Source organism: Azospirillum sp. UENF 312511, assembly GCF_058780635.1.
In genome coordinates this window covers 1,790,845-1,815,164 of sequence record NZ_JBSNCG010000003.1, presented here as the reverse complement: position 1 = coordinate 1,815,164, position 24,320 = coordinate 1,790,845, and the positions used below count along the sequence as shown (strand labels likewise).

Below are 24,320 nucleotides of genomic sequence, written 5' to 3'. Positions count from 1 at the left end.
GCGTCCGTCACTTCGCCAGATTGCGCAGGACGAAGTTCAGCACGCCGCCGTTCCGGTAATACTCGACCTCGTCCACCGTATCGATGCGCAGCAGCAGCGGCACCTGCCGCGTTTGCCCGTCGGCGCGGGTGATGGTCATCGTCACGTCCTTGCGCGGGCGCAGGTCCTGCTCGATGCCGTCGATGTCGAAGGTCTCCGTGCCGTCCAGCGCCAGATCGTTGCGGGTCAGCCCGTCCTTGAACTGGAGCGGCAGGATGCCCATCCCGACGAGGTTGGAGCGGTGGATGCGCTCGAAGCTCTCGGCGATCACCGCGCGGATGCCCAGCAGCTTGGTGCCCTTGGCCGCCCAGTCGCGGCTGGAGCCGGTGCCGTATTCCTTGCCGGCGATGACCACCAGCGGCACGCCCTCCTGGGCGTAGCGCATCGCCGCGGTGTAGATCGGCAACTGCTCGCCCGAGGGATAGTGCCGGGTCTCGCCGCCCTCCACGCCCGCCAGCATCTCGTTGCGGATGCGGATGTTGGCGAAGGTGCCGCGCATCATCACCTCGTGGTTGCCGCGCCGCGCGCCGTAGGAGTTGAAGTCCTGCGGGCGCACCTGATGGCTCAGCAGATACTCGCCGGCCGGGCTGGTCTTCTTGATCGAGCCGGCGGGCGAGATGTGGTCGGTGGTGATGCTGTCACCCAGAACGGCCAGCGCGCGGGCGCCCCGCACGTCGCTGACCGCGTCGGGCGTCTTCGGCATGTCGGCGAAGAAGGGCGGCAGCTTCACGTAGGTGCTGCCCGCCTGCCACTCGTAGGTCTGGCCCTCGGCGGTCTGGATGCCGCGCCACTGCTCCGGCCCCTCGAACACGTTGCCGTAGCGGCTGCGGAACATCTCCGCCGACAGCGAGGCGTCGATGGCGTCCTGGACCTCCTGGTTGGTCGGCCAGACGTCTTTCAGATAGACGGGCTGGCCGTCATGGCCGGTGCCGATGGGGTCCTTGGCCAGGTCGATCTTCATGTTGCCGGCCAGCGCGTAGGCGACGCACAGCGGCGGCGAGGCCAGATAGTTCGCCCGCGTGTGCGGGTTCACCCGGCCTTCGAAGTTGCGGTTGCCCGACAGCACGGCAGCGACCACGAGGTTGCCCTCCTCCACCGCCGCGGCGATGGGGTCGGGCAGCGGGCCGCTGTTGCCGATGCAGGTGGTGCAGCCGTAGCCGACGATGTTGAAGCCGAGCTGGTCAAGATAGGGCTGGAGCCCGGCCTTGGCCAGATAGTCGGTGACCACCTGCGAGCCCGGCGCCAGCGAGGTCTTGACCCAGGGCTTGGACTTCAGCCCCTTCTCCACCGCCTTGCGGGCCAGCAGGCCGGCGGCCACCAGCACCGCCGGGTTGGAGGTGTTGGTGCAGGAGGTGATGGCGGCGATCACCACCGCCCCCTGGTCGAGATTGTAGCCGCAGCCCTTCACCGGAACGGAGCGGTCGGCGTCCTCCGCCTTGAAGGCGCCGACCAGATCGGTGCCGAAGCTCTGCGCCGCCTGGGACAGCGGCACGCGGTCCTGCGGGCGCTTCGGGCCGGCCAACGACGGCTCGACCGTCGTCATGTCCAGTTCCAGCGTGTCGGTGAAGACGGGGTCCGGCGTGCCGGCGTCGCGCCACATGCCCTGGGCGCGGGCGTAGGCCTCGACCATCGCCACGCGGTCGGCGTCGCGGCCGGTGAAGGTCAGGTAGCGGATGGTCTCCGCGTCGATCGGGAAGATGCCGCAGGTGGCGCCGTATTCCGGGGCCATGTTGCCGATGGTGGCGCGGTCGGCCAGGGTCAGGTGATCCAGACCCGGCCCGTAGAACTCCACGAACTTGCCGACCACGCCCTTCTTGCGCAGCATCTGGGTGACGGTCAGCACGAGGTCGGTGGCCGTCGTGCCCTCCTTCAGCCGCCCGGTCAGCTTGAAGCCGACGACCTCGGGGATCAGCATGGAGATGGGCTGGCCGAGCATGGCCGCCTCCGCCTCGATGCCGCCGACGCCCCAGCCGAGCACGCCCAGCCCGTTCACCATGGTGGTGTGGCTGTCGGTGCCGACCAGCGTGTCGGGATAGGCGACCAGCTTGCCCGCCGGGTCGGTGTCGGTCCACACGCCCTGCGCCAGATACTCGACGTTCACCTGATGACAGATGCCGGTGCCCGGCGGCACGACGCGGAAATTGTCGAAGGCCTTCTGGCCCCAGCGCAGGAAGGCGTAGCGTTCCAGGTTGCGCTCGAACTCCAGCTCTACGTTCTTCTCGAAGGCGGAGGGGTTGCCGAAGTAGTCGACCATCACCGAGTGGTCGATGACCAGATCGACCGGAACCAGCGGGTTGATCTTCTTGGGATCGCCGCCCAGCGCGGCCATCGCCTCGCGCATCGCGGCGAGGTCGCAGACCGCCGGCACGCCGGTGAAGTCCTGCATCAGCACGCGCGCCGGGCGGTAGGCGATCTCACGGTCGGACCGCTTGTCGTGCAGCCACTGGGCCACCGCCTTGACGTCGTCGGTGGACACCGTGCGCCCGTCCTCGAAGCGCAGGAGATTCTCCAGCAGCACCTTCATGGAATAGGGCAGCCGGGAGAGGTCGCCCAGTCCGGCGTCCTCCGCGGCCTTGATGCTGAAATAATCGTAGCTCTTGCCCCCGACGGACAGGGAGCGGCGGGTTTTCAGCGAGTCCTGACCGGTGAACGTCGTCACGGTACCCCTCCTTCGCGTTATTGGCGGACCGGCCGGGCGGCGGCCGTGGTTTCCGCATGTCTCAACCGCCTGATTTAGTGCCGGTCCCGCCCCCCTTCAAACGGCGCCGTGCAAAGGGCAGGCAAGCGGAAGCGTGGGGGCTGCGCTCTCTTCGTGCGAAACGGGGCCGGTCCGTACTAGAATCGCGCGAACGGGCGGAACGGCCCGGCGTACGACGGGTGGAGGAAACGGAATGGCATGGCGCGCCCCAGCTTTGGCGGCGGTGGCCCTGGCGGCGGTGGTGCTGTGCGCCCCGGTTGCGGCCGCCCCGGAGCCGCCGCAAGGGGCGCAGTTCTTCCCGCACCTCGTCTACCGCAGCGGCCCCTATGCGCCCTATGGCATCCCGCTGGCCGACGGGGTGGCCGACTATCTGACGCTGGTCAACCGGCGCGACGGCGGCATCGGCGGCGTGCCCATCGCCTGGGAGGAGTGCGACACCGGCTACAACACCGACCGCGGGGTGGACTGCTACGAGCGGCTGAAGGCCAAGGGGCCGACCGGCGCCGCCGCCGTCCTGCCGCTGTCCACCGGCATCACCTACGCCCTGATCGAGCGCGGCGCCGCTGACCATATCCCGGTCTTCTCCTCCGGCTACGGGCGGGCGGACGTGTCCGACGGGCGGGTCTTCCCCTACGCGGTCAACGCCCCGGCCAGCTATTGGACGGGCATCGACGCCGCGATCAGCCACATCGCAACGGAGTTGGGCGGGACGGAGCGGCTGCGCGGGCGCAAGATCGCCTACGTCTACCACGACAGCGCCTTCGGCAAGGAGCCGCTGCCCATGCTGGAGGCGCTGCGCGGCCCGCTCGGCTTCGAGATGCGCAGCTTCCCCGTCGCCCCGCCGGGGCTTGACCAGCGCGCCGTGTGGACGCAGATCGCCCGCCATTACCGGCCCGATTACGTGATCCTGTGGGGCTGGGGCGTGCAGAACTCCACCGCCCTGCGCGAGGCCGCCGCCGCCGGCTACCCGGCCGACCGCATGATCGGCGTCTGGTGGGCCGGGTCGGAGCTGGACGTCCGGCCGGTCGGCCCTGCTGCGATCGGCTATAAGGCGGTGGCCTTCCACGCCGCCGGGAGTGACCTGCCGGTGATCCGCGCGATCCGCGAACAGGTCCACGCTCGCGGGCTGGGGGCCGGCGACCCCGGCCAGATCGGCACGGTGCTGTACAACCGTGGGGTCTTCAACGCCGCCGTCCTGGTCGAGGCCATCCGCACCGCGCAGGGCAAATACGGGCGCCGACCGCTGACCGGGGCGCAGGTGGCCTGGGGCTTCGACCATCTGGACCTGACCGCCGAACGGCTGGCCGATCTGGGGCTGGACGGCTTCATGCAGCCGCTGCGCATCACCTGCGCCGACCATGAGGGGATCGTGCCGCTGCATGTGCAGCAATGGGACGGGGAGCGCTGGCTGGACGTCTCCGGCCCCATCGAGCCGCGCCGCGCCCTGATCCGCAAGCTGGTGGCGGAGTCGGCCCGGCGCTTCGCGGCGGAACGCAAAATTGAACCGCGAGCCTGCGATTAGAAGTCCTTCAGGTCGGGCGCATCGCCACGTAGCGGCAGAAGCGCAGCCCGCTGCCCAGCACGCGCAGGCGCGACCACCACAGCGCCAGTTCGCGGGCCAGCGCCTTCAGGACGCGGGGCTCGGGGACCGCGGTCTTCAGCGCCTCGCCCAGCCGGCGCACCCGCTCCACGGCTTGGCGGCGGTGGAACTGGGTCAGATCCTCGGAAATGCGCAGGTCCAGGTTGCGCTGGGTCAACTCGTCGGCCATGCGGGTGGCCGACCAGGGATAGACCTCCAGCGGCTCGGAGTCGCGCCAGCCGTTCCAGCTTTCCCAGGAGGACGGGGTGCCCTCGATCACATAGTCGAACAGCAGCACGCCGCCCTTCGGCTTGACGCAGTCGCAGACGCGGTCGAGGAAATTCTCCTTGTCGCGCACCCGGTGCATCACCCGGTCGGCCAGCACGAGATCGAAGGAGCCCGCCTGATTGAAATGCTCGGGGTCGTAATGGCCGATCGGCGCCTTCTTCGACACGCCCAGCGCCTTGGAGCGCTCCATCCCCAGCTTCGCCAGCAGAGGCGACATCTCCAGCCCGGTCACCCAGGTGTCGTAGCTGTCGACGATGCCGCGCGCCGGCCCGCCCAGCCCCGCCGAAAGGTCCAGCACGCTCTTGGCCGGGTTCAGCCCGAAGGAGCGGACGGATTCGACCATCCATTGCGAGTCGCCGGGCCCGACGCAGTCCTGGCCCCACAGCATCTGCGCCCCTTCCGTGCGGGCGACCGACCAGACCGGCTCGCCCTGGCGGTCCAGCTGCAGGTTTTCCAGACGTTCCAGGTCGGCATCGGCCCGCGGCGCCTCGGGCGGCAGCGCGCCAGCGGGCGCGGCGGAACCCAGCGCCGCCACCGGGCCGCGCAGGGGCAGGCGGGAGGCGGGGGCGGTGCGGGCGAGCCGGGACAGGGCGGCGAGGTCGTAGCCTTCCCACCAGGCGACGAATTTCGTCCGCCAGTCGGGATTGCGCCAGCGCTCCCTATCCTGAAAATTGTGCCGCATCCGGCGCTGCGTTTCCAAAATTGCTGCCCCACAAAGGACGGCCACCGCCGGCATCAACGGATACCGCACAATATAGAGGTAGACCTCAACAGTCGGGGAGTCAAGTAACCAGCACGAACAGTTGGAAAGGACTTGCATGAACTGTCGCGAAAATTTTATCTAACTGTGAAATATTTCCGCAACACCCACGGCTTGCGGTCCCGAAGGCGACGCGCGGCACGGTGGCCGAAGCGCACCGCGTTGCAGCATCGAGACGCAATGCCTATAGTTCCGCTCCAGCACCCCCACAGCCCGTCCCCACCCCGCGCAAGGAGCACCGGCGTGCCGCACAAGACCGGCAACCCCTGGACCGTCCTGACGACCAAGCCGATCTACGAGAATCCGTGGATGCGGGTGGTGGAGCACGACGTGCTGACCCCGCTCGGCAACCCCGGCATCTACGGCGTCATGCACGCCCAGAATCTGGCGACCGGTGTGGTTCCCATCGACGACCAGGGCCGCGTCACTCTGGTCGGCCAGTACCGCTTCCCCTTGGAGCAATACAGCTGGGAGATCCCGGAAGGCGGCGGCAAGAAGGGCGTCGATCCGGTGGAGTCGGCCAAGCGCGAGCTGCTGGAGGAAACCGGCCAGACCGCCCGCCACTGGCTGCCGATCCTGACCATGCACCTGTCCAACAGCATCACCGACGAGACCGCCCATTGCTTTCTCGCCTGGGGGATCGAACAGGGGCAGGCCGAACCGGAGGAGACGGAGGTCCTGCAGCTGCGCCACGTTCCCTTCGTCGAGGCCTACGCCATGGTCAAGCGCGGCGAGATCACCGACGCCATCGCGGTGGCCTGCCTGATGAGGGTCCGCCTGATGGCGCTCGACGGCGACCTGCCCGAGGACGTCACCCGCCTGATCCTGGGTTGAGGAACGACGTCATGCAGGCTGTCGCCATCGACTTCGAAACCGCCAACGAATCGCGGACCAGCGCCTGCTCCATCGGCGTCGCCTGGATCGAGGACGGGCGCGTGGTGGAGACGGAGGAGCATCTGATCCGCCCGCGGGAGATGCGCTTCAACCCCTTCAACACCGCCGTCCACGGCCTGCGGGCGGAGGATGTCGCCGGCGCGCCGGAGTTTCCCGAGGTCTGGCACCGCTTCGCCCGCCGGCTGGAGGGCCGTCTGGTGCTGGCCCACAACGCCTCCTTCGACATCAGCGTGCTGCGCCACACGCTCGACGATTACGGGCTGGAGTGGCCGGCCTGCCACTACCTCTGCACCGTGGTTCTGGCGCGCAAGGCGTGGCCGCAGCTGGCCGCGCACAAGCTGAATTATTTGGCCGACCATCTGGGCATCGCGCTCGACCACCACCACGCCGGCAGCGACGCCGAGGCCTGCGGGCGCATCGCCCTCGCCGCCACCCGCGTTCTGGGGCTGGAGCGGCTGGGCGACATCGCCACGGCGACCGGCATCACGTTCGGGCAGCTGGCGCCCGGCGGCTACAGCCCCTGCAAGGGCGGCAACCCGCCGCCCCGGCGGCGGCGTCTGGTGCCCGTGATCTGAAGGCGGTGATCTGACGATCAGCGCTCGACGAAGTAGCGCAGCGTCAGCGTCGTGCGCTTCACCGGCTCGGCGACGGTCAGGGCGGCGTCGGCGTAGCGCGGCGGACCGAAGCGCATGGGGGCGTCGTTGCTGAAGCCGACCCCCTCCTTCGGCAGGCCGAGGAAGTTGCGGTCGAGTTCAAGGTTCTGATTCTCGTCATGAAAGGACTGCACGGCGTAGGTTCCGGGTGGAACCTTGTGCACCACCACGGTGACGCTGCCCGGCCGAGCCGGTTCAGCCGCGGTGTAGGGACAGTTGGGCCCCAGGAAGGTCTCCGGCGTGCACACCGCGACCAGCACCTTCCCCTGCGCGTTCGCGACGTTGGCGACGGTGATGGCAAGGTCGGCGGCGGCCGCCTGGGCCGTTGCAAGACCGAACGCCAGCGCGGCCAGCGATCCGCCCACCGTGGCGTTGCGGGCGTTCCGGAACTGCCATTGAGTCATGGTGCACCCGTTCTGGAGGTGGACGGATAGGCGCGCCCCCGCCATTCCGCGGGGCGGCCCCGGCGGGCGCGCAGCAGCGCCGACCATTGGATCGCCAGAAGGATCAGGATCCCCACGGGGTGGAGCAACGCGCCGGCCAGACTTTGACGAAAACGCAAGGCCAGCAGCAAGCGGAACGACAGCCCCGCCGCCACGGCCAGCGCCGCCAGGGCGACCGCGGCATCCGGCAGCGGGGCCAGAGCCGCCCAGCCCAGCAGCAGCCAGGGCAGGACATGGCCGCCGAACAGCAGCAGGGTCCAGACCGGCAAAGCGACGGGGGTCGCCATCCCCTCCGTCGCGTTCTTCGAGAAGCCGGACCACACCTCCCGCCAGCCGCGGTACATCCGGCAGCGGGCGAGGCGGGTCGCGTCGAACAGATCGCTCCCCTGCCCCGCCCGGCGGAAGGCGCGCGGCAGCGTCACCCCGTCGTGCAGCGAGGTCGCGATGGCGGCGTGGCCGCCGGCCGCCGCGTAGGCCTCCCGCCGCACCGCGATCAACTGGCCACAGGCGGCGGCGAATCCCGGACTGCCCGACCAGCGCATCCCGACCATCGGCAGATAGCCGAGCAGAAGCACATGGATCAGAGGGATCACCAGCGCCTCGGCCAGGGTACCGGTCTCCTGGCGCGGGAAGCCGCTGACCAGCCCCGCCCCGCCCGCCAGCAGCGCGCCGCAGGCCAGCCGGGCGGCGTTCGGGGCCAGCCGCACGTCGGCGTCCTGGAACAGCAGCACCGGGTGCCGCGCGAGACCGGCGAGCGCTTGGCAGGCGTGCTGCTTGCCCGACCAGCCCGGCGGCAGCGGTGGCGCCGTCTCCAAACGCAGGCGCGGGTCGCGGGCGGCAATGGCCCGGACGATCGCCGCCGTGCGGTCGGTGGAATGGTCGTCCAGCACCACCACCTCCACCGTCACGCCGCAGCTGGACAGCGCCGCCCGCACCGCGGCGGCGATGGTGGCCTCCTCGTTGCGGGCGGGGATCAGGATGCTGACGGCGGCGCCCGGCGGCGGCTCGGCCTTTGGGCGGCGGTAGAGGCACAGATTCAGGAGGCCCAGCCCCAGCGGCAGCAGGGCGAGCGCCAGCGACAGAGCGGCCAGCAGCGTGAGGACGCTCATCGGCGGGAAACCCCTTCCTTATCGGATGCATCACCATGCGCGGGGCTGAAGCGTTGCCCGCCGGCCCAGGCGCGCGCCCGGCGCCACAGGTCGTAGACGCCGCCGACCCCCGCCGAGCCATCGATCAGCGTCAGGAAGCGCGCCGGGTCGCGGCTCTGCGCGTCGAGCGCCAGCGCGTCCATCACCGCCTCCAGCCGCCGTTCCAGTGCGGCGGCGATGTCCGGCACCGGCTGGCCGGCAAAGGCGGACGCCGGCATGGGCTCGCCGAAGCGGGCCAGCGCCTCCGGCGTGCTCTCGTCCCAGAACGGGTATTCCACGGCGAGCGGCACCACCACCGCCTCCGGCGCGCGGCGGACCAGATGGGCGATGCCCGGCCGCAGGCGGACCGGGCGGCGGCGCGGGTCGGTGAAGGCGCCCTCCGCGGTGATCCACAGCATGGAGCGCGGGTCGGCCAGGATGCGCCGGCCGTGGCGCAGAAAGGCGGCGGCCCCGGCCCGGCCCGGCTCGACCCCGAACAGGCCGATGCGCGCCATGAAGCGGTAACGGCGCAGCATCGCCGCGTCGATGGGGCCGTAGCCCGGCCGGTCGCGGTAGCGGGTCGTCCCCATCACGATCAGCAAGGCGGGGTCCCACCAGGACGGGTGGTTCAGGCAGACGATCACCGGCCGGTCCGCCGGCAGGTCCGGCCAGCCCGGCCGGGCCAGCCGCACCGCGTGGAAGTCGCGCCGCATCCGCCGCGCCATGACGGCGCCGAAGAAGCGGCAGAGCGCCGGCGAGCGCCACGCGACCGGATCGTCCTTCAGCCCATCATCCCCCTTACCCTGCCCCATGCCCGGCCCGCCGCTCAGGCGACGGCCCGCAGGTCGCCGTCGCGCGCTCTGCTCCGGAGGTCCTGGTCCAGGCTGTCGGCGGCGATCCAGCCCGACATCAGCACCATTGGCATGCCCGGCCCCGGATGGGCGGCCCCGCCGGCCAGATACAGCCCCGCCACGTCGCGCGAGCGGTTGCCCGGCTTGAAGGCGCCCATGAAGCGGCCGTGGCTGGCCAGCCCGTAGATGGCGCCGTTCAACACGCGGTAGCGGTCGTGGATGTCCTGCGGGGTCAGGACGCGCTCGACCCGGATGCGCTCCTCCAGGTCGGCCATGCCGGCGGTGCGCTTCAGCTTGTCGAAGACCACGCGGCGGTAGTCCGGCAACATCCGCGACCAGTCGTGGTGCGGCCGCAGATAGGGGGTGTGGACCAGCACATAAAGCGCCTCGCCCCCCGGCGGCGCCACGCCGGGCTCGGTGCGGGCGGGGGCGGCGATGTAGCAGGTCGGGTCGGGCGCCGGCTCGCCGCGGCGGTAGATCCAGTCGAACTCCTCCGCCGGGTCGCGGGAGAAGACGAAGTCGTGGTGCAGCAGATGCTCGTAGCCGCGGTCGAGCCCGAGATAGAAGACCACGCCCGAGCAGGCCGGCTCGTAGCGGCGGCGCTTGCGGAAGCGCTTGGCCGGGGCGCCGCCCACCAGCTCCTCGTAGGTGCGGACGGAATCCATGTTGGAGACCACCGCCGACACCGGGATGCGCTCCCCGCCCTCGGTCTCGACGGCGGTGACGCGCTTGTCGGTCACCTCCAGCCGGCGCACGCCGGTGCCGGTGCGGATCTCGACGCCGAGGCGCCGCGCCACCCTCTCCAGCGCCAGCGGAACGGCGCGGGTGCCGCCCATCGGGTACCAGACGCCGTCGTTGGTCTGCATGTGGGCGATGGCGCAGAGCACCGCCGGCGACCCGTAGGGGGACGAGCCGACATACTGGGTGAAATGATCGAGCATCTGGGCGGCACGGGCGTCGGGGACGTGGCTGCGGATGGTGCCGGCCACCGTGCTGCCCATGCGCAGCGCCAGCACGTCGGACAGGGTGCTGGCGTTCATGCTCTCGCGGACCTTCAGCGTGTCGCCGAGATCCTCCACCGACTTCCAGAAGAAGAAGCGTTCGGAAATGCCGTGCAGACGCTCCGACAGCGCCTGGAAGCGGCGGTAGCCCTCCCCGGCGCCGCGGCCGGGGGTCAGACGGTCGAGTTCCGCGGCCATCGCGCCGATGTTCTCCGACAGGTCCAGCACGGTGCCGTCCTCGAAGAAGCAGCGCCATTGCGGCTCCAGCCGGACCAGTTCCAACTCGCGGTCGAGGTCGCAGCCGGCCTCCGCCAGGATGCGGCGCAGGACGCGCGGCACCGTCAGGATCGTCGGCCCCATGTCGAAGCGGAAGCCGCCCTCCTCCAGCACCGCCGCCTTGCCGCCGACCCAGCCGTTCTTCTCCAGAAGCACCACCTTGTGGCCGCGCGCCGCCAGAACCACCGCCGACGCCAGCCCGCCCAGGCCGCCGCCGATCACCGCGATCCGATCCGTCATGCCAATCCCCCCGCTACGGCCCGCTTGGGCAGGCCGGACAGTCCCATGGTTTCGCTGCGCCAGGGCGTCGGCAGGCCCAGTTCCGAGGCCAGCAGCCGCGACGTGATGCGCGCGCCTTCGAAGATCACCGGCAGGCCGCTACCGGGGTGTGTGCCGCCGCCGACCAGATAGACGCCGTCCAAATCCTCGAACCGGTTGTGCGGACGCAGGTGGAGCATCTGGTCCAGGCTGTGCGCCAGATTGAAGGTGGCGCCACGGTGCACCGCGAACTGGCGGTCCCAGTCGGCCGGCGTCACCACCCGCTCGACCCGGATGCGGCGCTCCAGGTCGGTCAGCCCGAAGCTGGCCAGCCGGTCGAGCACGAGGCGGCGGTAGCGCGGCGCCTCGGCCGTCCAGTCGATGTGGCCGCGCTGGTGGCCGACCGGCACCAGGATGTAGAGGGTGCTGCCGCCGGGCGGAGCCAGATCCGGGTCGCTCACGCAGGCGTTCTGCACGTAGATCGACGGCCGGCGCGGCATCTCGCGGCCGTTCTCGATCTCGGCGAGGTTGCGGGCGTAATCCTCCGCCAGATAGACGGTGTGGTGGTCCAGCCCCTCCATCCGCCCTTCGATCCCGAGATAGAGCATGAAGGTGGAGCAGGAGAATTTCTTGGTGGCGATGCGGGCGTCGCTCCAGCGGCGGCGCAGATCGTCGGGCACCAGGCTCGTCATCGCGCGGGCGAAGTCGGCGTTGATGACCAGCGCGTCGGCCGGATACTCGCCGGCCTCCGTCCGCACCCCCACGGCGCGCCTGCCCTGGAAGCGGATGTGGCGCACCGTCTCGTTCAGCCGCACGGTGACGCCGAGATCCTCGGCCACCCGCCGCATCGCCTCCATCACCGCCTCGGTCCCGCCGCGCGGGTGAAAGACGCCGTGCTCATGCTCCAGGAAGGACAGGATGGTGAACAGGCTGGGACAACGGAAGGGCGACATGCCCAGATACTTGCTCTGGAAGGAAAAGGCGAGGCGGACGCGCGGGTCCTGGAAGTAACGGGACAGGTCGCGGTCGACCGAGCGCTGCGGCGAGAGCCGTCCCAGCGCCTTCAGCATCGGCAGCGAGGCCAGCGCCCAAGGGCTGGAGAAGTCGGTCTCCAGGATCGGGCGGAACAGCCCCATCTTCGCCCGGTTGTCGGCCAGGAAACGCGGCAGCCCCTGGGCGTCGCGCGGGTTGAGGCGCGCGATCTCCGCCATCAGCGCCTTCATCTCGCCGTGGACCCGCAGCTCCCCACCGGCCTCGAAGACCAGCCGGTAGAGCGGGTCGAGACGGATCAGGTCGACCTCGTCCGACAGGCGGCGCCCGCAGGCCTCGAAGATCTCCTCCAGGATGCGGGGATACAGGAAGAAGGTCGGGCCGCTGTCGAAGCGGTACCCGTCGAGCGCAAAACCGGCCGACCGGCCGCCGACGCGGTCCTGCCGTTCCAGCACGGTGACCTTCGCCCCGGTGAGCGCCAGAAGCATTGCGGATGCCAATCCACCCGGCCCAGCGCCAATGATCACGACTTGCCGTTCCATCCGCTTGTCAAACGCTCCCGAGCTGCCGACTTGTGTGAAGGCAGTTACGAACATGGACCGGAAATGGATCACAGCCACAATCACACCCCTCCGGGTGTAACCCCTTGGACAGGCGGGAGCGGCGATCCATTTTCATCTGCGCGCGCGGCGTGGGCCGTCGGCAATACAGGCGAAAGACTGTCCATCATCCGCAAAATCCGCCGCCGCATCGCGGCGGATGCGGAGGAACTTGTGCACACGCTGGCGACCCGCCCCGGACGCAGCGCGGCCGAAAGCCTGAGCGCGGAGGTCCTGCCGCTGGCCGAGGCCTGCCGCTTCCTGGAGCGCGAGGCCGCCGCGCTGCTGGCGCCACGGCGCCTGGGCGCGCGTGGCCGCCCGGTCTGGCTGTTCGGAGTTGCCGCAGAGGTCCGGCGGGAGCCGTTCGGCACCGTTCTGATCGTCGGCCCATCCAATTACCCGCTGCTGCTGCCGGGGGTGCAGGCGCTTCAGGCGCTGACCGCCGGGAACACGGTGCTGGTCAAGCCGGCGCCCGGCTGCTCCGCGCCGATGGAGCGGCTGGCGGACTGGCTGGCCGAGGCCGGACTGCCGGACGGCCTGTTCCAGCTTTTGGACGAGTCCCCCGACGCGGTGTCCGACGCGATCACCGCCGGCATCGACAAGCTGGTGCTGACCGGATCGGCCGGCACCGGCCGGGTGGTGGCCCGCCAGCTCGCCGACGGGCTGGTGCCCTCCACCATGGAATTGTCGGGCAACGACGCGGTCTTCGTCCTGCCGGGGGCCGACCTCGGCACGGTCGCCCGCGCGCTGGCCTTCGGCCTGCGCCTCAACGGCTCCGCCACCTGCATCGCGCCGCGCCGGGTCTTCGTGCCGCGCGCCCTGGCGGCCGAGCTGGAGCATTCCTTGACGCGCAGCGTGGCGGCGATCCCGCCGGCAGCGGTGCCCCTGCCGGTGCGGCGGCGCCTCGTCGGGCTGGTCCGCGCGGCGATGGCGGAGGGCGCCCGCCCGGTTGGTCCGCTGCCCGAGGACGCCGACCCGGCGATGGCGCCGCTGATCGTGGCCGACGCGCGGCCGGGCATGGCGCTGCTGCGCGAGGAGCTGTTCGCCCCCATCCTGTCGCTGGTGCCCATCCGCGATGTCGAGGAGGCGCTGGAGGCCGCCGCGCAGAGCCCCTACGCGCTCGGCGCCTCGGTCTTCGGGCCGGAGGAGGAGGCGCGCGCCCTGGCCGGACGGCTGGACGCCGGGACAGTGACGGTCAACGACCTGATCGTGCCGACCGCCGACCCCCGCCTGCCCTTCGGCGGGCGCCGCGCCAGCGGCTGGGGTGTCACGCGCGGGGCCGAAGGGCTGCTGGAGATGACGCGGGTGAAGACCGTTTCGGTGCGGCGCGGCCGGCGGCTTCCCCACACCGACCCGCCGCGCGACGGCGACGCGGCGCTGATGCTGGCGGCGCTCCGCCTGCTCCATGGCGGTCCCGGCGCCCGCGCTGGGGCGGTCCGGACCCTGATCCAGGCCCTGCGCGACCGCCGGACCGACTGACGCGGAGACCCCCGTGACGATAGCTTTGATCCTCGCCGTCCTGATCGGCGCCGTCGCCGGTTCGCGCACCATGCTGGCGCCGGCGGCGGTCTCCTGGGCCGCCTATGGCGGCTGGCTTGACCTGTCGGGAAGCTGGCTGTTCTTCCTCGGCCACCCGGTCTCGCCCTGGGTCTTCACCGCCATGGCGGTGGGGGAGCTGGTCACCGACAAGTTGCCGAACACCCCCAGCCGCAAACGCCCCTTCCCCTTCGCCAGCCGGATCGCCAGCGGCGCCATCGCGGGCGCGGCCATCGGCGCGAACGCAGGCGCATGGGTCCCCGGATTGCTCGCCGGCGGGCTCGGCGCGGTCGCCGGCACGCTCCTTTTCTACGAGGCGCGCCGGCGCATGGCCGCCGCCTTCGACCGCGACCGGCCGGCGGCGCTGATCGAGGACGCGGTGGCGCTCACCATCGCGCTGCTCGTCGTCGCCGCGGCGTAAGCGGCTTTCCGGAAAGAGGGCGTCAGCGCGGCGCAGCGCCCTGCTCCGGGAACAGACCCAGCAGCCCCTCCCGGCTCGCCGGGCAGACGCCGCGCTCGGTCACCAGACCGGTCACCAGACGGGCCGGGGTGACGTCAAAGCCGTAATTGACCGCCGGGCTGCCGGCCGGGGTGACGCGGATGGTCTCGATCCGCCCGTCGGCGGTGATGCCGGTCAGCTCGGTCACCTCGCGGGCGTCGCGCTCCTCGATGGGGATTTCCCTCACCCCGTCCGCCATGCCCCAGTCGATGGTCGGCGAGGGCAGCGCGACGTAGAAGGGCACGCCGTTGTCGTGGGCGGCCAGAGCCTTCAGGTAGGTGCCGATCTTGTTGCAGACGTCGCCGGTCGCCGTGGTGCGGTCGGTGCCGACGATGCACAGGTCGACCATGCCGTGCTGCATCAGGTGGCCGCCGGTGTTGTCCACCACCACCGTGTGGGGCACGCCGTGGCGGTTCAGCTCCCAGGCGGTCAGGCTGGCGCCCTGGTTGCGCGGGCGCGTCTCGTCCACCCAGACATGCAGGCGGATGCCCTCCTCGAAGGCGACATAGACCGGGGCCAGCGCGGTCCCCCAATCGACGGTGGCGAGCCAGCCGGCGTTGCAGTGGGTCAGCACGTTCACCGGCTCGCCCGGCTTCTTGCGGCGGGCGGCCTCGCGGATCAGGGCGGCGCCATGCTCGCCGATGGCGCGGTTGATGGCGGCGTCCTCGTCGCAGAGCGCGGCGGCCTCGGCGTAGGCGGCCCCAGCGCGGGCGGCGGGCGGCAGCGGCGCCAGACGGGCGCGCATCCGCTCCAGCGCCCAGCGCAGGTTGACCGCGGTCGGGCGGGTGGCGAGCAGCCGGGCATGGGCCGCCTCCAGCGCCGCGTCGGACGGATCGGCCCGCATGGCCAGCGCCACGCCGTAGGCGGCGGTCGCCCCGATCAGCGGTGCGCCGCGCACCAGCATGGCGCGGATGGCGTGGGCGGCCTCATCGAGGTTGGTCAGCCGCGCGACGGCGAAATCATGCGGCATCCGCGTCTGGTCGATGATCTCCACCGCCCAGCCGTCCTGCGCCAGCCAGATGGTGCGGTAGGCCGTGCCGTCGATCTTCATACGCCATACTCCCCGCGCTCGATGCCGCTTCGGCCTTTCGGCCCGACGCGACAATAGGGGGTGGCGCGGCGCGGTTCAACGGGCGTACCCAGGGAACAGGAGCCTGCAAAAAAGTGTTGGTCCGCCACGAAAGCCACCACCTTCCATGCCCCGAAGCATCGTCCCCATGCCCCTGCGCGCCCTGCGATCCAAAGGTTCCCCTCTGCTCTACCGGATGCCGGGGTCGGCGCTGGTCCTGATGGTCTGCGCGGTGGCGCTGCTGCTGACGCTCGGGCTGTCGGCCAGCTTCGCGTTGCGCGACCGGGCGGCGGCCCTGCAGCACGCCCAGGACACCGCCGGCAACGCCAGCCTGCTGGTCGCGGAGCACGCGGCCCGGCTGGTGGAGACCAGCGACCTGATCCTGAAGCAGGCGGTCCAGCTCGCCGGGCCGGCGGACGCCCCGCTGCCCAGCGACCGGGCCGGCTGGGAGCGGTACGCGGCGCTGGTGCGGGGCACGCCCTATCTGGTGTCGATCTGGCTGTTCGACGCCGAAGGGAACGCCGTTCTGACCACCCGCCGCTTTCCCACCCCGGCGATGAACGTCGCCGACCGCGATTACTTCGTAGCCCAGCGGGCCGGCGGCAGCGAGGCGGGGGGAAATCTCTTCATCACCGCTCTGGACAGCAACCGCTACAGCCAGGAGCCGCTGATCCTCCTCGCGCGCCCGCTGGCCGCCGCGCCGGGGCAATTCCGCGGCGTGGCCCTGGTCGCCGTCTCGCCGCGCTACGTCCGCGACATCTACAAGAGCTTCGACTTCGACTACGCCCGCTCCATCACCCTGCGCCGGGCCGACGGCACGGTGCTGCTGCACGAGACCCAGGGACCGGACGCGACCGACAGCGCCGCGGCGGAGGCCGCCGGGGAGCCGGAAATTTCGGCGCTGCGCCGGGTGGACAGCGTGCCCGTGACCGCCGAGGTGGCCATCCCGGTGAGCAGCGTCATGGAGCGCTGGCACGGCCAGCTGTGGACCTACATCTCCTACGCGCTGGCGGCCTTGGCCGCCGTGTCGGTGGTCGGCGGAATGGCCCTTCAGCGCGCCCGGCGCGAGCGGCAGGCGGAGAGCGCGCTCCAGCACGCCTACGACACGCTGGAGGAACGGGTCCACCAGCGCACGGCGGAGCTGGAACAGACCAACGCCCAGCTCGAAACGGCGGTGACCGACAAGGAGGTCCTGCTGAAGGAGGTCCAGCACCGGGTGAAGAACAACCTTCAGGTCATCTGCAGCCTGCTCCGCCTCCAGGCTGCCCGCATCGACGAGCCGGCCCGCCGCGCCTTCGACGAGAGCCTGCGCCGCATCCAGTGCATGAGCCTGATGCAGGAGCTGCTCTACCGCTCCGACCAGCCGGCGCGCATCGACTTCGCCGATTACCTGCGCCAGCTCTGCGACGGGCTGGTCCGCTCGACCAACCCGACCGGCGCGCGGCTGACGGTGAACGCCCCCCAGCCCTGGAGCCTGGACGTCGATCAGGCCACCCCGCTCGCCCTGATCGCCAGCGAGCTGGTGTCCAATGCGCTGCTCCACGCCTTCCCCCTCGGCCATCCCGGCACGATCACGGTCGAACTGCTCCCAGAGGGTGAGGAGGGCATGCGGATGGTGGTGCGCGACGACGGCACCGGCCTGCCGCCGGACCCATCTGCCACCCAGGGCCGCCCGAACGAAAAGCGCCAGAACGGGCTGGGGCTGGTTCTGGTTCGCGCGCTGGCCCAGCAGGCCGGAGCAGCGGTGACCATCGACCGCCAGCCGGACGGCGGGCCGGGCACCCGCTTCATCGTGTCGGTGTCCACCCTCGCCAAGTCGCAGACGAAAGCCGCCTGAATGGGGCTGCCTGAGGAGCCGTCAGGGCCGTGGCGGCTCCAGGCGCAGATAGACCATGGCGGCGGCGAGCGCGCTGGCGTAGGCGTCCTCCCCGCCGCGCGGCGGCAGGTCGAGATCGCGCAGGATGCTGTCCAGCCGCAGGTCGACCGCGTATTTGCCGGGCGCCTTGGCCTTGCGGCCGTAATAGAGGCTGGACACCTCGATGCGCGGATTCGGCAGGGCCATGCCCACCATCGGCTGCACCAGCCGGTCGAGAAGCCCCACGGTGAAGTCCAGGTAGTAGCCGACCAGCGGCCGGTTGCCGATGAAGGCCAGCAGGCGGGACAGCGCGGGCTCCGCCGGTTCGGTGGGCCAGAAGGACAAGATCAGACGCTGGCTGGTCAGGACGCGCCCGCCGCGGATGCGCAGCGCCGCGACGCTGCGCAGATCGGCCGTGGCCGCGTCGAAGGAGGTGGCCTCGCAATGGATCGCCACCCGCTCCCCGCTCTCCTCCCCCGACAGCAGCAGGGCGCGGTCGGGATGCTCGGGCATCGCCGGAACGGACGGTGCTCCACCGTTGGCGACCACGCTGGCAATGGTTTCGGTCGGCATGCCGCCTCCTCTCCCCGCGCGCCCGGCGGGTCAGTGGTTCAGGGTCAGTGGTTCAGGTGGAAGTGGTAGGCGAGCAGTTCCTTGAACTTCTTCACCAGCGCCAGGCAGTCCTTGAACTGGTCGCGGTCGAGCTTGCCCAGGGACTCCGTGCGGATGAGGTTGTCGGTCTGGGTGCCGGACACGCTGCCGTCCAGCCCGGCCTTCAGCCGCAACGTCGACAGGAAGGTGAAGGCGTCGGCCAGTTCGCCCGCCATGCCGCGATCGAGAACGCCCTGGTCGGCGAGCGCCCAGATGCGCTCGGTCGTGTTGGTCTCCGCCATGTGCTTTTCCAGCGCCAGCGCGCGGACGCCGTGGACGATGGGGAAGATGCCGGCCTTCTTGATGTCCACCGCCTCGCTGCGGCGCCGCTCGAACAGCCCGCCGAACAGACCCGACGGCGTGTCGAAGGCGAGCGCCGGGCGGGCGAAGGCGGTGAAGAACATCTGGTTGTCCTGAAGCCGGCCGAGCAGATAGCCCTTCGCCTCGGCCAGCAGGGCGGCGTCCCCGGCCACCGCCGCCGCGTCGTAGAAGATGGCGAGGTTCATCTGCGCCGCCTCGTCGGGCCGGTGGATCCAGTGGAAGAGGGAATCCTTGTAGAGCGCCAGCGGGCGCGTCCAGTCCGGGTTGGACACCATGATGCGCCCCGGGCAGGGCGGGTAGCCGAACTCGACCAGATGGCGGGTGAAGGCGCCGGTCACCTGGGACAGCGACGGGCAGTCGTAGCCGTCGCGCAGGATCAGCCCGTTGTCCTGGTCGGTCTTCAGAAGCTGCTCGCCGCGCCCCTCGCTGCCCATCACGATCAGGCAGGAGTTGGCCAGCAGGTCCGGCGGCGCCAGCAGTTCGAACAGGCGGCGGAAGATCTTGCGGTTCAGCTCGGTCACGAGGTCGGCGATGAAGGACACCTTGACGCCCGTGCCGTGCAGCGTGCGGATCAGCCCGACGATGTCCTGGCTGGCCCGGCCGAGATCCTCCGGCGTGGCGGCGCGGTCGACCTTCAGCGCGACGACCTGGGAATGGTTGGACAGGACGGCCAGCAGGTCGGTCTGCTCCAGCAGGCCGACGACCGCCCCCTGTTCGGTGATGACCAGACGGCGCACCGAATGCTTGGTCATCAGGATCAGCGCGTTGAACAGCAGGTCGTCGCGGTCCAGCGCCAGCAGCTCGTAGCGGGCGAGCGGCCCCACCGGGCTGTCCACCGGCCGCCCCTCCAGCACCACGAGGTCGCGCAGGTCGGTGCCGGTCAGAATGCCGACGCGGCCACCCTTTTTGGGATCGCCGTCGCGGACCAGGACACTGCTCGCCTGGTCCCTCTTCATCGCCGCCGCCGCGTCGCGCAGGGACGCCCCGGCCTCGACGAAGACCGGTGGGCGGAGGTAGGCCTGCCGGATCCGCGCCATCGTCAGCGCGGCGGTTTCGCGGTTGGACCGCTCGTTGGCCAGCGCGCTCAGCCGGTCGGCGAACTCCTGCTGGATCACCGCGCCGAAGGCGGCGTTCTCGTGCGCCAGTTCGAGAAGGATCGGACGGGGCACCAGATCGCACAGCGTGTCTTCCGCCGCGACGAAGCTGCGCGCCTGCCCATCGGAGAACAGCGCCTGAAGGTCGAAGCTGTCGTGGGCGCCGTGCACCGCCACCACCTCGCCGCCCCGGCGTTCGTGGACCAGCCCCTGCCGCACCACGAACAGGCAATCCGCCGGCTCGTCCCGGCTCAGGATCACCCCGTCCCGCGCGTAGACGCCGAGGTCGAGCGCGGCGGCGAGCCGCTGCCGCTGCTCCGGCGTCAGACGGTCGAAGGGCGGAACGGAAAAATCGAAGGCGTCGGACAAAAGCCGCTCCACGAACCGGTGGGGTGAATAAAAAAGGCGCCCCAAGACCGCGGTCTTGAGGCGCCTTGAAGATTACACCAGCCCCTTCATCTGCGGAAGGCGGGTGCGACCATTCGCATTAGTGAGCGGAAGCCCCTTCGGCGCCCAGGCCGGTCTGCGACCGGATGTACTGGGCCTTGTAGGCCTCGCGCTCGTCCTGCGCCGCCTTGCTGTTGTCGGTGATCGAGAAGAACCAGATCGCCAGGAACGACAGCGGGATGGTGAAGACGCCCGGGTTGTCGTACGGGAAGAGGGCGGCCGGGTTGCCCAGCACCGACTTCCACACGGTCGGGCCCATGATCAGCAGGCTGACCGACGAGACCAGCCCGATCCAGCCGCCGAGAACGGCGCCGCGGGTGGTCATCCGGCTCCAGAACATCGACATCAGCAGAACCGGGAAGTTCGCCGAGGCCGCGATCACGAAGGCGAGGCCGACCATGAAGGCGACGTTCTGGTTCTCGAAGGCGATGCCGAGGAAGATCGAGACGATGCCGATGACCACGGTGGTGATCTTCGACACGCGGATCTCGTCATGCTCCGACGCACGGCCCTTGGCGATCACCGAGGCGTACAGGTCGTGCGACACGGCCGAAGCGCCGGCCAGCGTCAGGCCCGCGACCACCGCGAGGATCGTGGCGAAGGCCACGGCCGAGATGAAGCCGAAGAACAGGTCGCCGCCCACCGCGTGCGCGGTGTGGATGGCCGCCATGTTGGAGCCGCCGATGATCATCGACGGGTTGGGCTTGCCGCCCGCCGCCGCCAGCTTGGCCGCGTCGAGGAACGGGTAGGCGCCGGTGGCGTCCGGGGCCAACAGCAGCACGATGGCGCCGAAGCCGATGATGAAGGTCAGGATGTAGAAGTAGCCGATGAAGCCGGTCGCGTAGAACACCGACTTGCGGGCCTCCTTGGCGTCCGACACCGTAAAGAAGCGCATCAGGATGTGCGGCAGGCCGGCGGTGCCGAACATCAGCGCCATGCCCAGCGAGATTGCCGAGACCGGGTCGGTGATGAGGGCGCCCGGCGCCATGATGCCGGTCGCCTTCGGGTGGACCTGCACGGCCGTGGAGAACATCGCCTCCGGGCTGAAGCCGAACTTGGCGAGCACCGCGAAGGCCATGAAGGAGGCGCCCGACAGCAGCAGCACCGCCTTGATGATCTGCACCCAGGTGGTGGCGAGCATGCCGCCGAAGGTCACGTAGGCGATCATCAGGACGCCGACGATCACCACCGCCCACAGGTAGTCCATGCCGAACAGCAGCTGGATCAGCTTGCCGGCGCCGACCATCTGGGCGATCAGGTAGAAGGTCACCGTGGCGAGCGAGCCGCAGGCGGCCATGGTGCGCATCGGGGTCTGCTGGAAGCGGTAGGAGGCGACGTCGGCGAAGGTGTACTTGCCGAGGTTGCGCAGGCGCTCAGCGACCAGGAACAGGATGATCGGCCAGCCGACCAGCCAGCCCACCGAGAAGATCAGGCCGTCGAAGCCGGAGGTGTAGACGAGGCCGGCGATGCCGAGGAAGGAGGCCGCCGACATGTAGTCGCCGGCGATGGCGAGGCCGTTCTGGAAGCCGGTGATGCCGCCGCCCGCGGCGTAGAAGTCCTTCGCCGACTTCGTGCGGCGCGCCGCCCAGTAGGTGATGCCGAGCGTGGCCAGCACGAAGACCAGGAACATGACGATCGCCGAAAAATTCGTCGCCTGCTTCTGGACCGCACCTTCGACCGCCGCCGCGTGCACCGACGCGGGGATGAGCGCGCCGGCCGCGACGGCCGCGACGCCCACACGATTGACCAGCGAACGCATCACTTCGACTCCTCCATGATCTGCCGGTTCAGCTCATCGAACTCGCCGTTCGCCCGATGCACGTAGATGCCGGTCAGGATGAAGGCCGAGATGATGGTGAAGAGGCCGACGGGGATACCCCAGGTGGTCACGCCGCTGCCGATCGGGGTACCCAGGAACCCCTTGCCGAAGGCGACCAGCAGGATGAAGCCGAAGTAGATGACGAGCATGGCGATCGAAAGCGTCCACGCGAATGCGCTACGCTTCTGCACCAGCTCCTGAAACTTGGGATTCGCGAGAATCCTCTGAGCGTTTTCTTTCATAGTGCGTCCCCTCGCGAGTGCCGAGCGATTTTTGCAAGGTCATATTAGACACTCGGACCATATGGTCTTTGTAACGAACTATCCCGTCAACAACTTTGATGCAGGCCAACCGCTAAAAAGCGCCTTGACGCAGCCCGCGGCCGTTGTTCCGGAGGTTCGTTCACTAACCCATGGCAGCGAAAGGGCAAGGGGTGCACGAAATATTGTGAAGCGTGGGCTTAAGAATTGGTGCGCGGAAGCCAAGGTATGCGACCAAAAGTCACACCTTCCTCCTTCAACTCCTCCGCTTCCTTGTCGGTGGCCTCGCCATAGATTCCGCGCGGATCGGTTTCGCCGTAATGGATGCGCCGCGCCTCCTCGGCGAAGCGGTCCCCGACGTAATCGCAATTCGTTTCAACCGTGCGGCGAACTTCCGTCAAATGACGCATGACTTCCGCCGCGAAACGCTCGCGCAGTTCCGCCGGCACCGACGGGGTCGCCGGCGCCGGGGAAGCGGCCGGGGCCACCGCGCCGCCGCCCGCCGCGGGCGCGGCCTCCGGCGCGCCGCCCTCCCGGGCCGCGTCGTCCTTGGCGCGCCCCCCCTTGGCGATGCGCGGGGCCATGGGGGCCTTGGTGATGTGCGTGTCGCCGCAGACCGGGCAGGCGATGGCCTTGGCGGCGGCCTGCGTCTCGTAGGCGTCGCCGTTGCGGAACCAGGCTTCGAACCGGTGGTCGGCCGTGCATTTCAGAACGAAGAGGATCATGTCCCCGTCGGATGCTCCAGGATGAGAAGACCGGATGGTCATGATATACGGTCGGTGACCGCTTGCCAGTTCAGCACGACGCCGGCGTCGCGGTCAAACACACGTCATGAGAAGAGCGGGAGCGTCCGTCCCTTGTCCACACCGCCGTCCACCTCCGGGTCGCCGCACGCCGCGATCAGTCCGCCCTCCCCCTGGGTCGCGCGTTTCGCGCCGCTGGTGCGGGCGGGCGGCCCGGTCCTCGACCTCGCCTGCGGGTCGGGGCGGCACCTGCGGCTGTTCCAGGCGCGCAACCACCCGGTGGTCGGGCTGGACCGCGACCTGCGCGGGGTGGCCGACCTGTCCGGGACGGCGGGGGTGGAACTGGTGGAGGGCGATCTGGAGAGCGGAGCGCCCGTGCCGCTGCTGCGCGACCGCCGCTTCGCCGCGATCGTGGTGACCAACTACCTGCACCGCCCGCTGTTCCCCGCCATCCTCGACGCGCTGGAGCCGGGCGGCCTTCTCCTTTATGAGACCTTCGCCCTGGGCAACGCCCGCTTCGGCCGCCCCGCCTCCCCCGCCTTCCTGCTGCGCAGCGGCGAGCTTCTGGAGGTGGCGCGCGGGCGTCTCCAGGTCGTCGCCTACGAGCATGGCGAGGTCGCCTCGCCCAAGGCGGCGGTGATGCAGCGGCTGTGCGCGGTCAAGGACCTGGAGGCCGGACACGACCTGGACGGCGACCCGGAACCCCGGCCCCTGCCCGCCTGACGGCCGCTCAGAAGCCGACCCGGTCGAGCGTGAAGGTCCGGTCGTGAGTGAGGGCCGGCACCATGCGGCGGGCCTCCTCGACGCGGGCCATGTCCAGCTCGGCCAGGACAAAGCCCACCGCCTCCTCGGCGTCGGCCAGCACCTCGCCCCAAGGCGCGACGATCAGGGAATGGCCGTAGGTCAGCCGCCCCTGGTCGTGGCTGCCGGTCTGGGCGGGGGCCAGCAGGAAGCAGCCCGTCTCGATGGCGCGGGCGCGCAGCAGCGTGTGCCAGTGCGCCCGCCCGGTCGGCACGGTGAAGGCCGCCGGCACCGTCAGGATCGACGCCCCGGCCTGGGCCAGCGCCCGGTAGAGATAGGCGAAGCGCAGGTCGTAGCAGACGGTCATCCCCACCCCGCTCCAGGGCGTGGCGGCCAGCACCGCGCGGTCGCCGGGCCGGAAGGTCGCGGATTCGCGATAGCTCTCCCCGCCCTTCAGGTCCACGTCGAACATGTGGAGCTTGTCGTAGTGGGCGACGGCCCGCCCCTCGGCGTCGAACAGGTAGCTGCGGTTGGCCACCCGCCCGTCGTCGAGCAGGACGCCCAGCGTCCCGGCGAGCAGCCAGGCCCCGGTCTCCCGCGCCAGATCGGCAAAGAAGGGGATCGCCGGATGCTCGTCGGCCGTCTTCACCCGCTCCAGCACCTTGGCGCGGCCCTGGACGATCATGCTGACATTCTCGGGCAAAGCGATGAAGTCCGCCCCGGCGTCGCGCGCCCGGCGGACCAGATCGCCCGCCGCCTGAAGGTTCGGAAGGATTTCCGTGCCCGCGTTGACCTGGACGCAGGCGGCCTTCAGGACGCCGCTCATCCC

The 24,320-nt window shown here is 70.3% G+C and carries 21 protein-coding genes; 7 read left to right on the top strand and 14 right to left on the bottom strand.

Going from position 1 to position 24,320, the window contains the following annotated elements:
- Positions 1–7 precede the first annotated feature (7 nt).
- A complete protein-coding gene (gene acnA, locus ACWPN7_RS19910; protein WP_459196044.1) occupies positions 8–2,698 on the bottom strand; it encodes an aconitate hydratase AcnA in 2,691 nt (896 codons plus the stop codon).
- A 232-nt stretch (positions 2,699–2,930) separates the two neighbouring features.
- Between acnA and ACWPN7_RS19905 the strand changes: the two genes are divergently transcribed.
- Positions 2,931–4,259, top strand: coding sequence for an ABC transporter substrate-binding protein (locus ACWPN7_RS19905; RefSeq protein WP_459196045.1), 1,329 nt, complete (start codon positions 2,931–2,933; stop codon positions 4,257–4,259).
- A gap of 7 nt (positions 4,260–4,266) precedes the next feature.
- On the opposite strand, the gene ACWPN7_RS19900 is transcribed toward ACWPN7_RS19905, so the two are convergent.
- On the bottom strand, positions 4,267–5,286 hold the full coding sequence (locus ACWPN7_RS19900; protein WP_407823644.1) for a class I SAM-dependent methyltransferase: 1,020 nt from the start codon (positions 5,284–5,286) through the stop codon (positions 4,267–4,269).
- Between the two features lie 321 nt (positions 5,287–5,607).
- On the opposite strand from ACWPN7_RS19900, the gene ACWPN7_RS19895 reads away from it, so the two are divergent.
- Positions 5,608–6,198, top strand: a complete 591-nt coding sequence (locus ACWPN7_RS19895; protein WP_038525860.1) for an NUDIX domain-containing protein — start codon at positions 5,608–5,610, stop codon at positions 6,196–6,198.
- Between the two features lie 11 nt (positions 6,199–6,209).
- Complete coding sequence (locus ACWPN7_RS19890; protein ID WP_459196046.1) at positions 6,210–6,833, top strand: 3'-5' exonuclease; 624 nt, start codon at positions 6,210–6,212, stop codon at positions 6,831–6,833.
- 17 nt (positions 6,834–6,850) lie between these two features.
- Here ACWPN7_RS19890 and ACWPN7_RS19885 read toward each other — a convergent pair whose 3' ends face one another.
- Genes ACWPN7_RS19885 through crtI form a run of 5 tightly spaced genes read right to left on the bottom strand, consistent with a single transcriptional unit; the run spans position 6,851 to position 12,399 of the window.
- Complete coding sequence (locus ACWPN7_RS19885; RefSeq protein ID WP_103039811.1) at positions 6,851–7,315, bottom strand: DUF2141 domain-containing protein; 465 nt, start codon at positions 7,313–7,315, stop codon at positions 6,851–6,853.
- Positions 7,312–8,463, bottom strand: a complete 1,152-nt coding sequence (locus tag ACWPN7_RS19880) for a glycosyltransferase family 2 protein (protein WP_349618917.1) — start codon at positions 8,461–8,463, stop codon at positions 7,312–7,314. Before ACWPN7_RS19880 ends, ACWPN7_RS19885 begins: the two co-directional genes overlap by 4 nt.
- A complete protein-coding gene (locus ACWPN7_RS19875; RefSeq protein ID WP_459196047.1) occupies positions 8,460–9,293 on the bottom strand; it encodes a lysophospholipid acyltransferase family protein in 834 nt (277 codons plus the stop codon). Before ACWPN7_RS19875 ends, ACWPN7_RS19880 begins: the two co-directional genes overlap by 4 nt.
- Positions 9,294–9,307: 14 nt before the next feature.
- Positions 9,308–10,849: a phytoene desaturase family protein gene (locus ACWPN7_RS19870; RefSeq protein ID WP_459196048.1), complete on the bottom strand. Its 1,542-nt coding sequence runs from the start codon at positions 10,847–10,849 to the stop codon at positions 9,308–9,310.
- Positions 10,846–12,399 (bottom strand): phytoene desaturase family protein, encoded by a 1,554-nt coding sequence (gene crtI, locus ACWPN7_RS19865; protein ID WP_492273418.1) that lies wholly within the window; start codon positions 12,397–12,399, stop codon positions 10,846–10,848. Before crtI ends, ACWPN7_RS19870 begins: the two co-directional genes overlap by 4 nt.
- Before the next feature lie 63 nt (positions 12,400–12,462).
- Here crtI and ACWPN7_RS19860 point away from each other — a divergent pair, with 63 nt between their 5' ends.
- Positions 12,463–13,935: an aldehyde dehydrogenase family protein gene (locus tag ACWPN7_RS19860; RefSeq protein ID WP_459196050.1), complete on the top strand. Its 1,473-nt coding sequence runs from the start codon at positions 12,463–12,465 to the stop codon at positions 13,933–13,935.
- 13 nt (positions 13,936–13,948) lie between these two features.
- Positions 13,949–14,413 carry a DUF4126 family protein gene (locus ACWPN7_RS19855; RefSeq protein WP_349618922.1) on the top strand — a complete coding sequence of 155 codons (465 nt, stop codon included), beginning with the start codon at positions 13,949–13,951 and terminating at the stop codon, positions 14,411–14,413.
- A 22-nt stretch (positions 14,414–14,435) separates the two neighbouring features.
- Here ACWPN7_RS19855 and mtnA read toward each other — a convergent pair whose 3' ends face one another.
- Positions 14,436–15,542 carry an S-methyl-5-thioribose-1-phosphate isomerase gene (gene mtnA, locus ACWPN7_RS19850; RefSeq protein WP_349618923.1) on the bottom strand — a complete coding sequence of 369 codons (1,107 nt, stop codon included), beginning with the start codon at positions 15,540–15,542 and terminating at the stop codon, positions 14,436–14,438.
- Between the two features lie 166 nt (positions 15,543–15,708).
- Here mtnA and ACWPN7_RS19845 point away from each other — a divergent pair, with 166 nt between their 5' ends.
- On the top strand, positions 15,709–17,397 hold the full coding sequence (locus ACWPN7_RS19845; protein WP_459196051.1) for a sensor histidine kinase: 1,689 nt from the start codon (positions 15,709–15,711) through the stop codon (positions 17,395–17,397).
- 21 nt (positions 17,398–17,418) lie between these two features.
- Here the strand turns inward: ACWPN7_RS19845 and ACWPN7_RS19840 are convergent, their stop codons facing one another.
- From ACWPN7_RS19840 to ACWPN7_RS19820, 5 genes are all read right to left on the bottom strand, one after another.
- Positions 17,419–17,988 carry a 3'-5' exonuclease family protein gene (locus ACWPN7_RS19840; RefSeq protein WP_349618925.1) on the bottom strand — a complete coding sequence of 190 codons (570 nt, stop codon included), beginning with the start codon at positions 17,986–17,988 and terminating at the stop codon, positions 17,419–17,421.
- A gap of 44 nt (positions 17,989–18,032) precedes the next feature.
- Positions 18,033–19,850 carry a putative nucleotidyltransferase substrate binding domain-containing protein gene (locus tag ACWPN7_RS19835; RefSeq protein WP_459196052.1) on the bottom strand — a complete coding sequence of 606 codons (1,818 nt, stop codon included), beginning with the start codon at positions 19,848–19,850 and terminating at the stop codon, positions 18,033–18,035.
- 118 nt (positions 19,851–19,968) lie between these two features.
- Entirely contained in the window at positions 19,969–21,687 is a 1,719-nt protein-coding gene (locus ACWPN7_RS19830) for a cation acetate symporter (RefSeq protein WP_038525843.1), read from the bottom strand.
- Positions 21,687–21,989: a DUF485 domain-containing protein gene (locus ACWPN7_RS19825; RefSeq protein ID WP_014239204.1), complete on the bottom strand. Its 303-nt coding sequence runs from the start codon at positions 21,987–21,989 to the stop codon at positions 21,687–21,689. Before ACWPN7_RS19825 ends, ACWPN7_RS19830 begins: the two co-directional genes overlap by 1 nt.
- Before the next feature lie 218 nt (positions 21,990–22,207).
- Entirely contained in the window at positions 22,208–22,732 is a 525-nt protein-coding gene (locus tag ACWPN7_RS19820; protein WP_103039815.1) for a DUF1178 family protein, read from the bottom strand.
- 132 nt (positions 22,733–22,864) lie between these two features.
- Here ACWPN7_RS19820 and ACWPN7_RS19815 point away from each other — a divergent pair, with 132 nt between their 5' ends.
- Positions 22,865–23,473, top strand: coding sequence for a class I SAM-dependent methyltransferase (locus ACWPN7_RS19815; RefSeq protein WP_459196053.1), 609 nt, complete (start codon positions 22,865–22,867; stop codon positions 23,471–23,473).
- Between the two features lie 7 nt (positions 23,474–23,480).
- Here ACWPN7_RS19815 and ACWPN7_RS19810 read toward each other — a convergent pair whose 3' ends face one another.
- Positions 23,481–24,317 (bottom strand): carbon-nitrogen hydrolase family protein, encoded by an 837-nt coding sequence (locus ACWPN7_RS19810; RefSeq protein ID WP_459196054.1) that lies wholly within the window; start codon positions 24,315–24,317, stop codon positions 23,481–23,483.
- Positions 24,318–24,320: the final 3 nt, after the last annotated feature.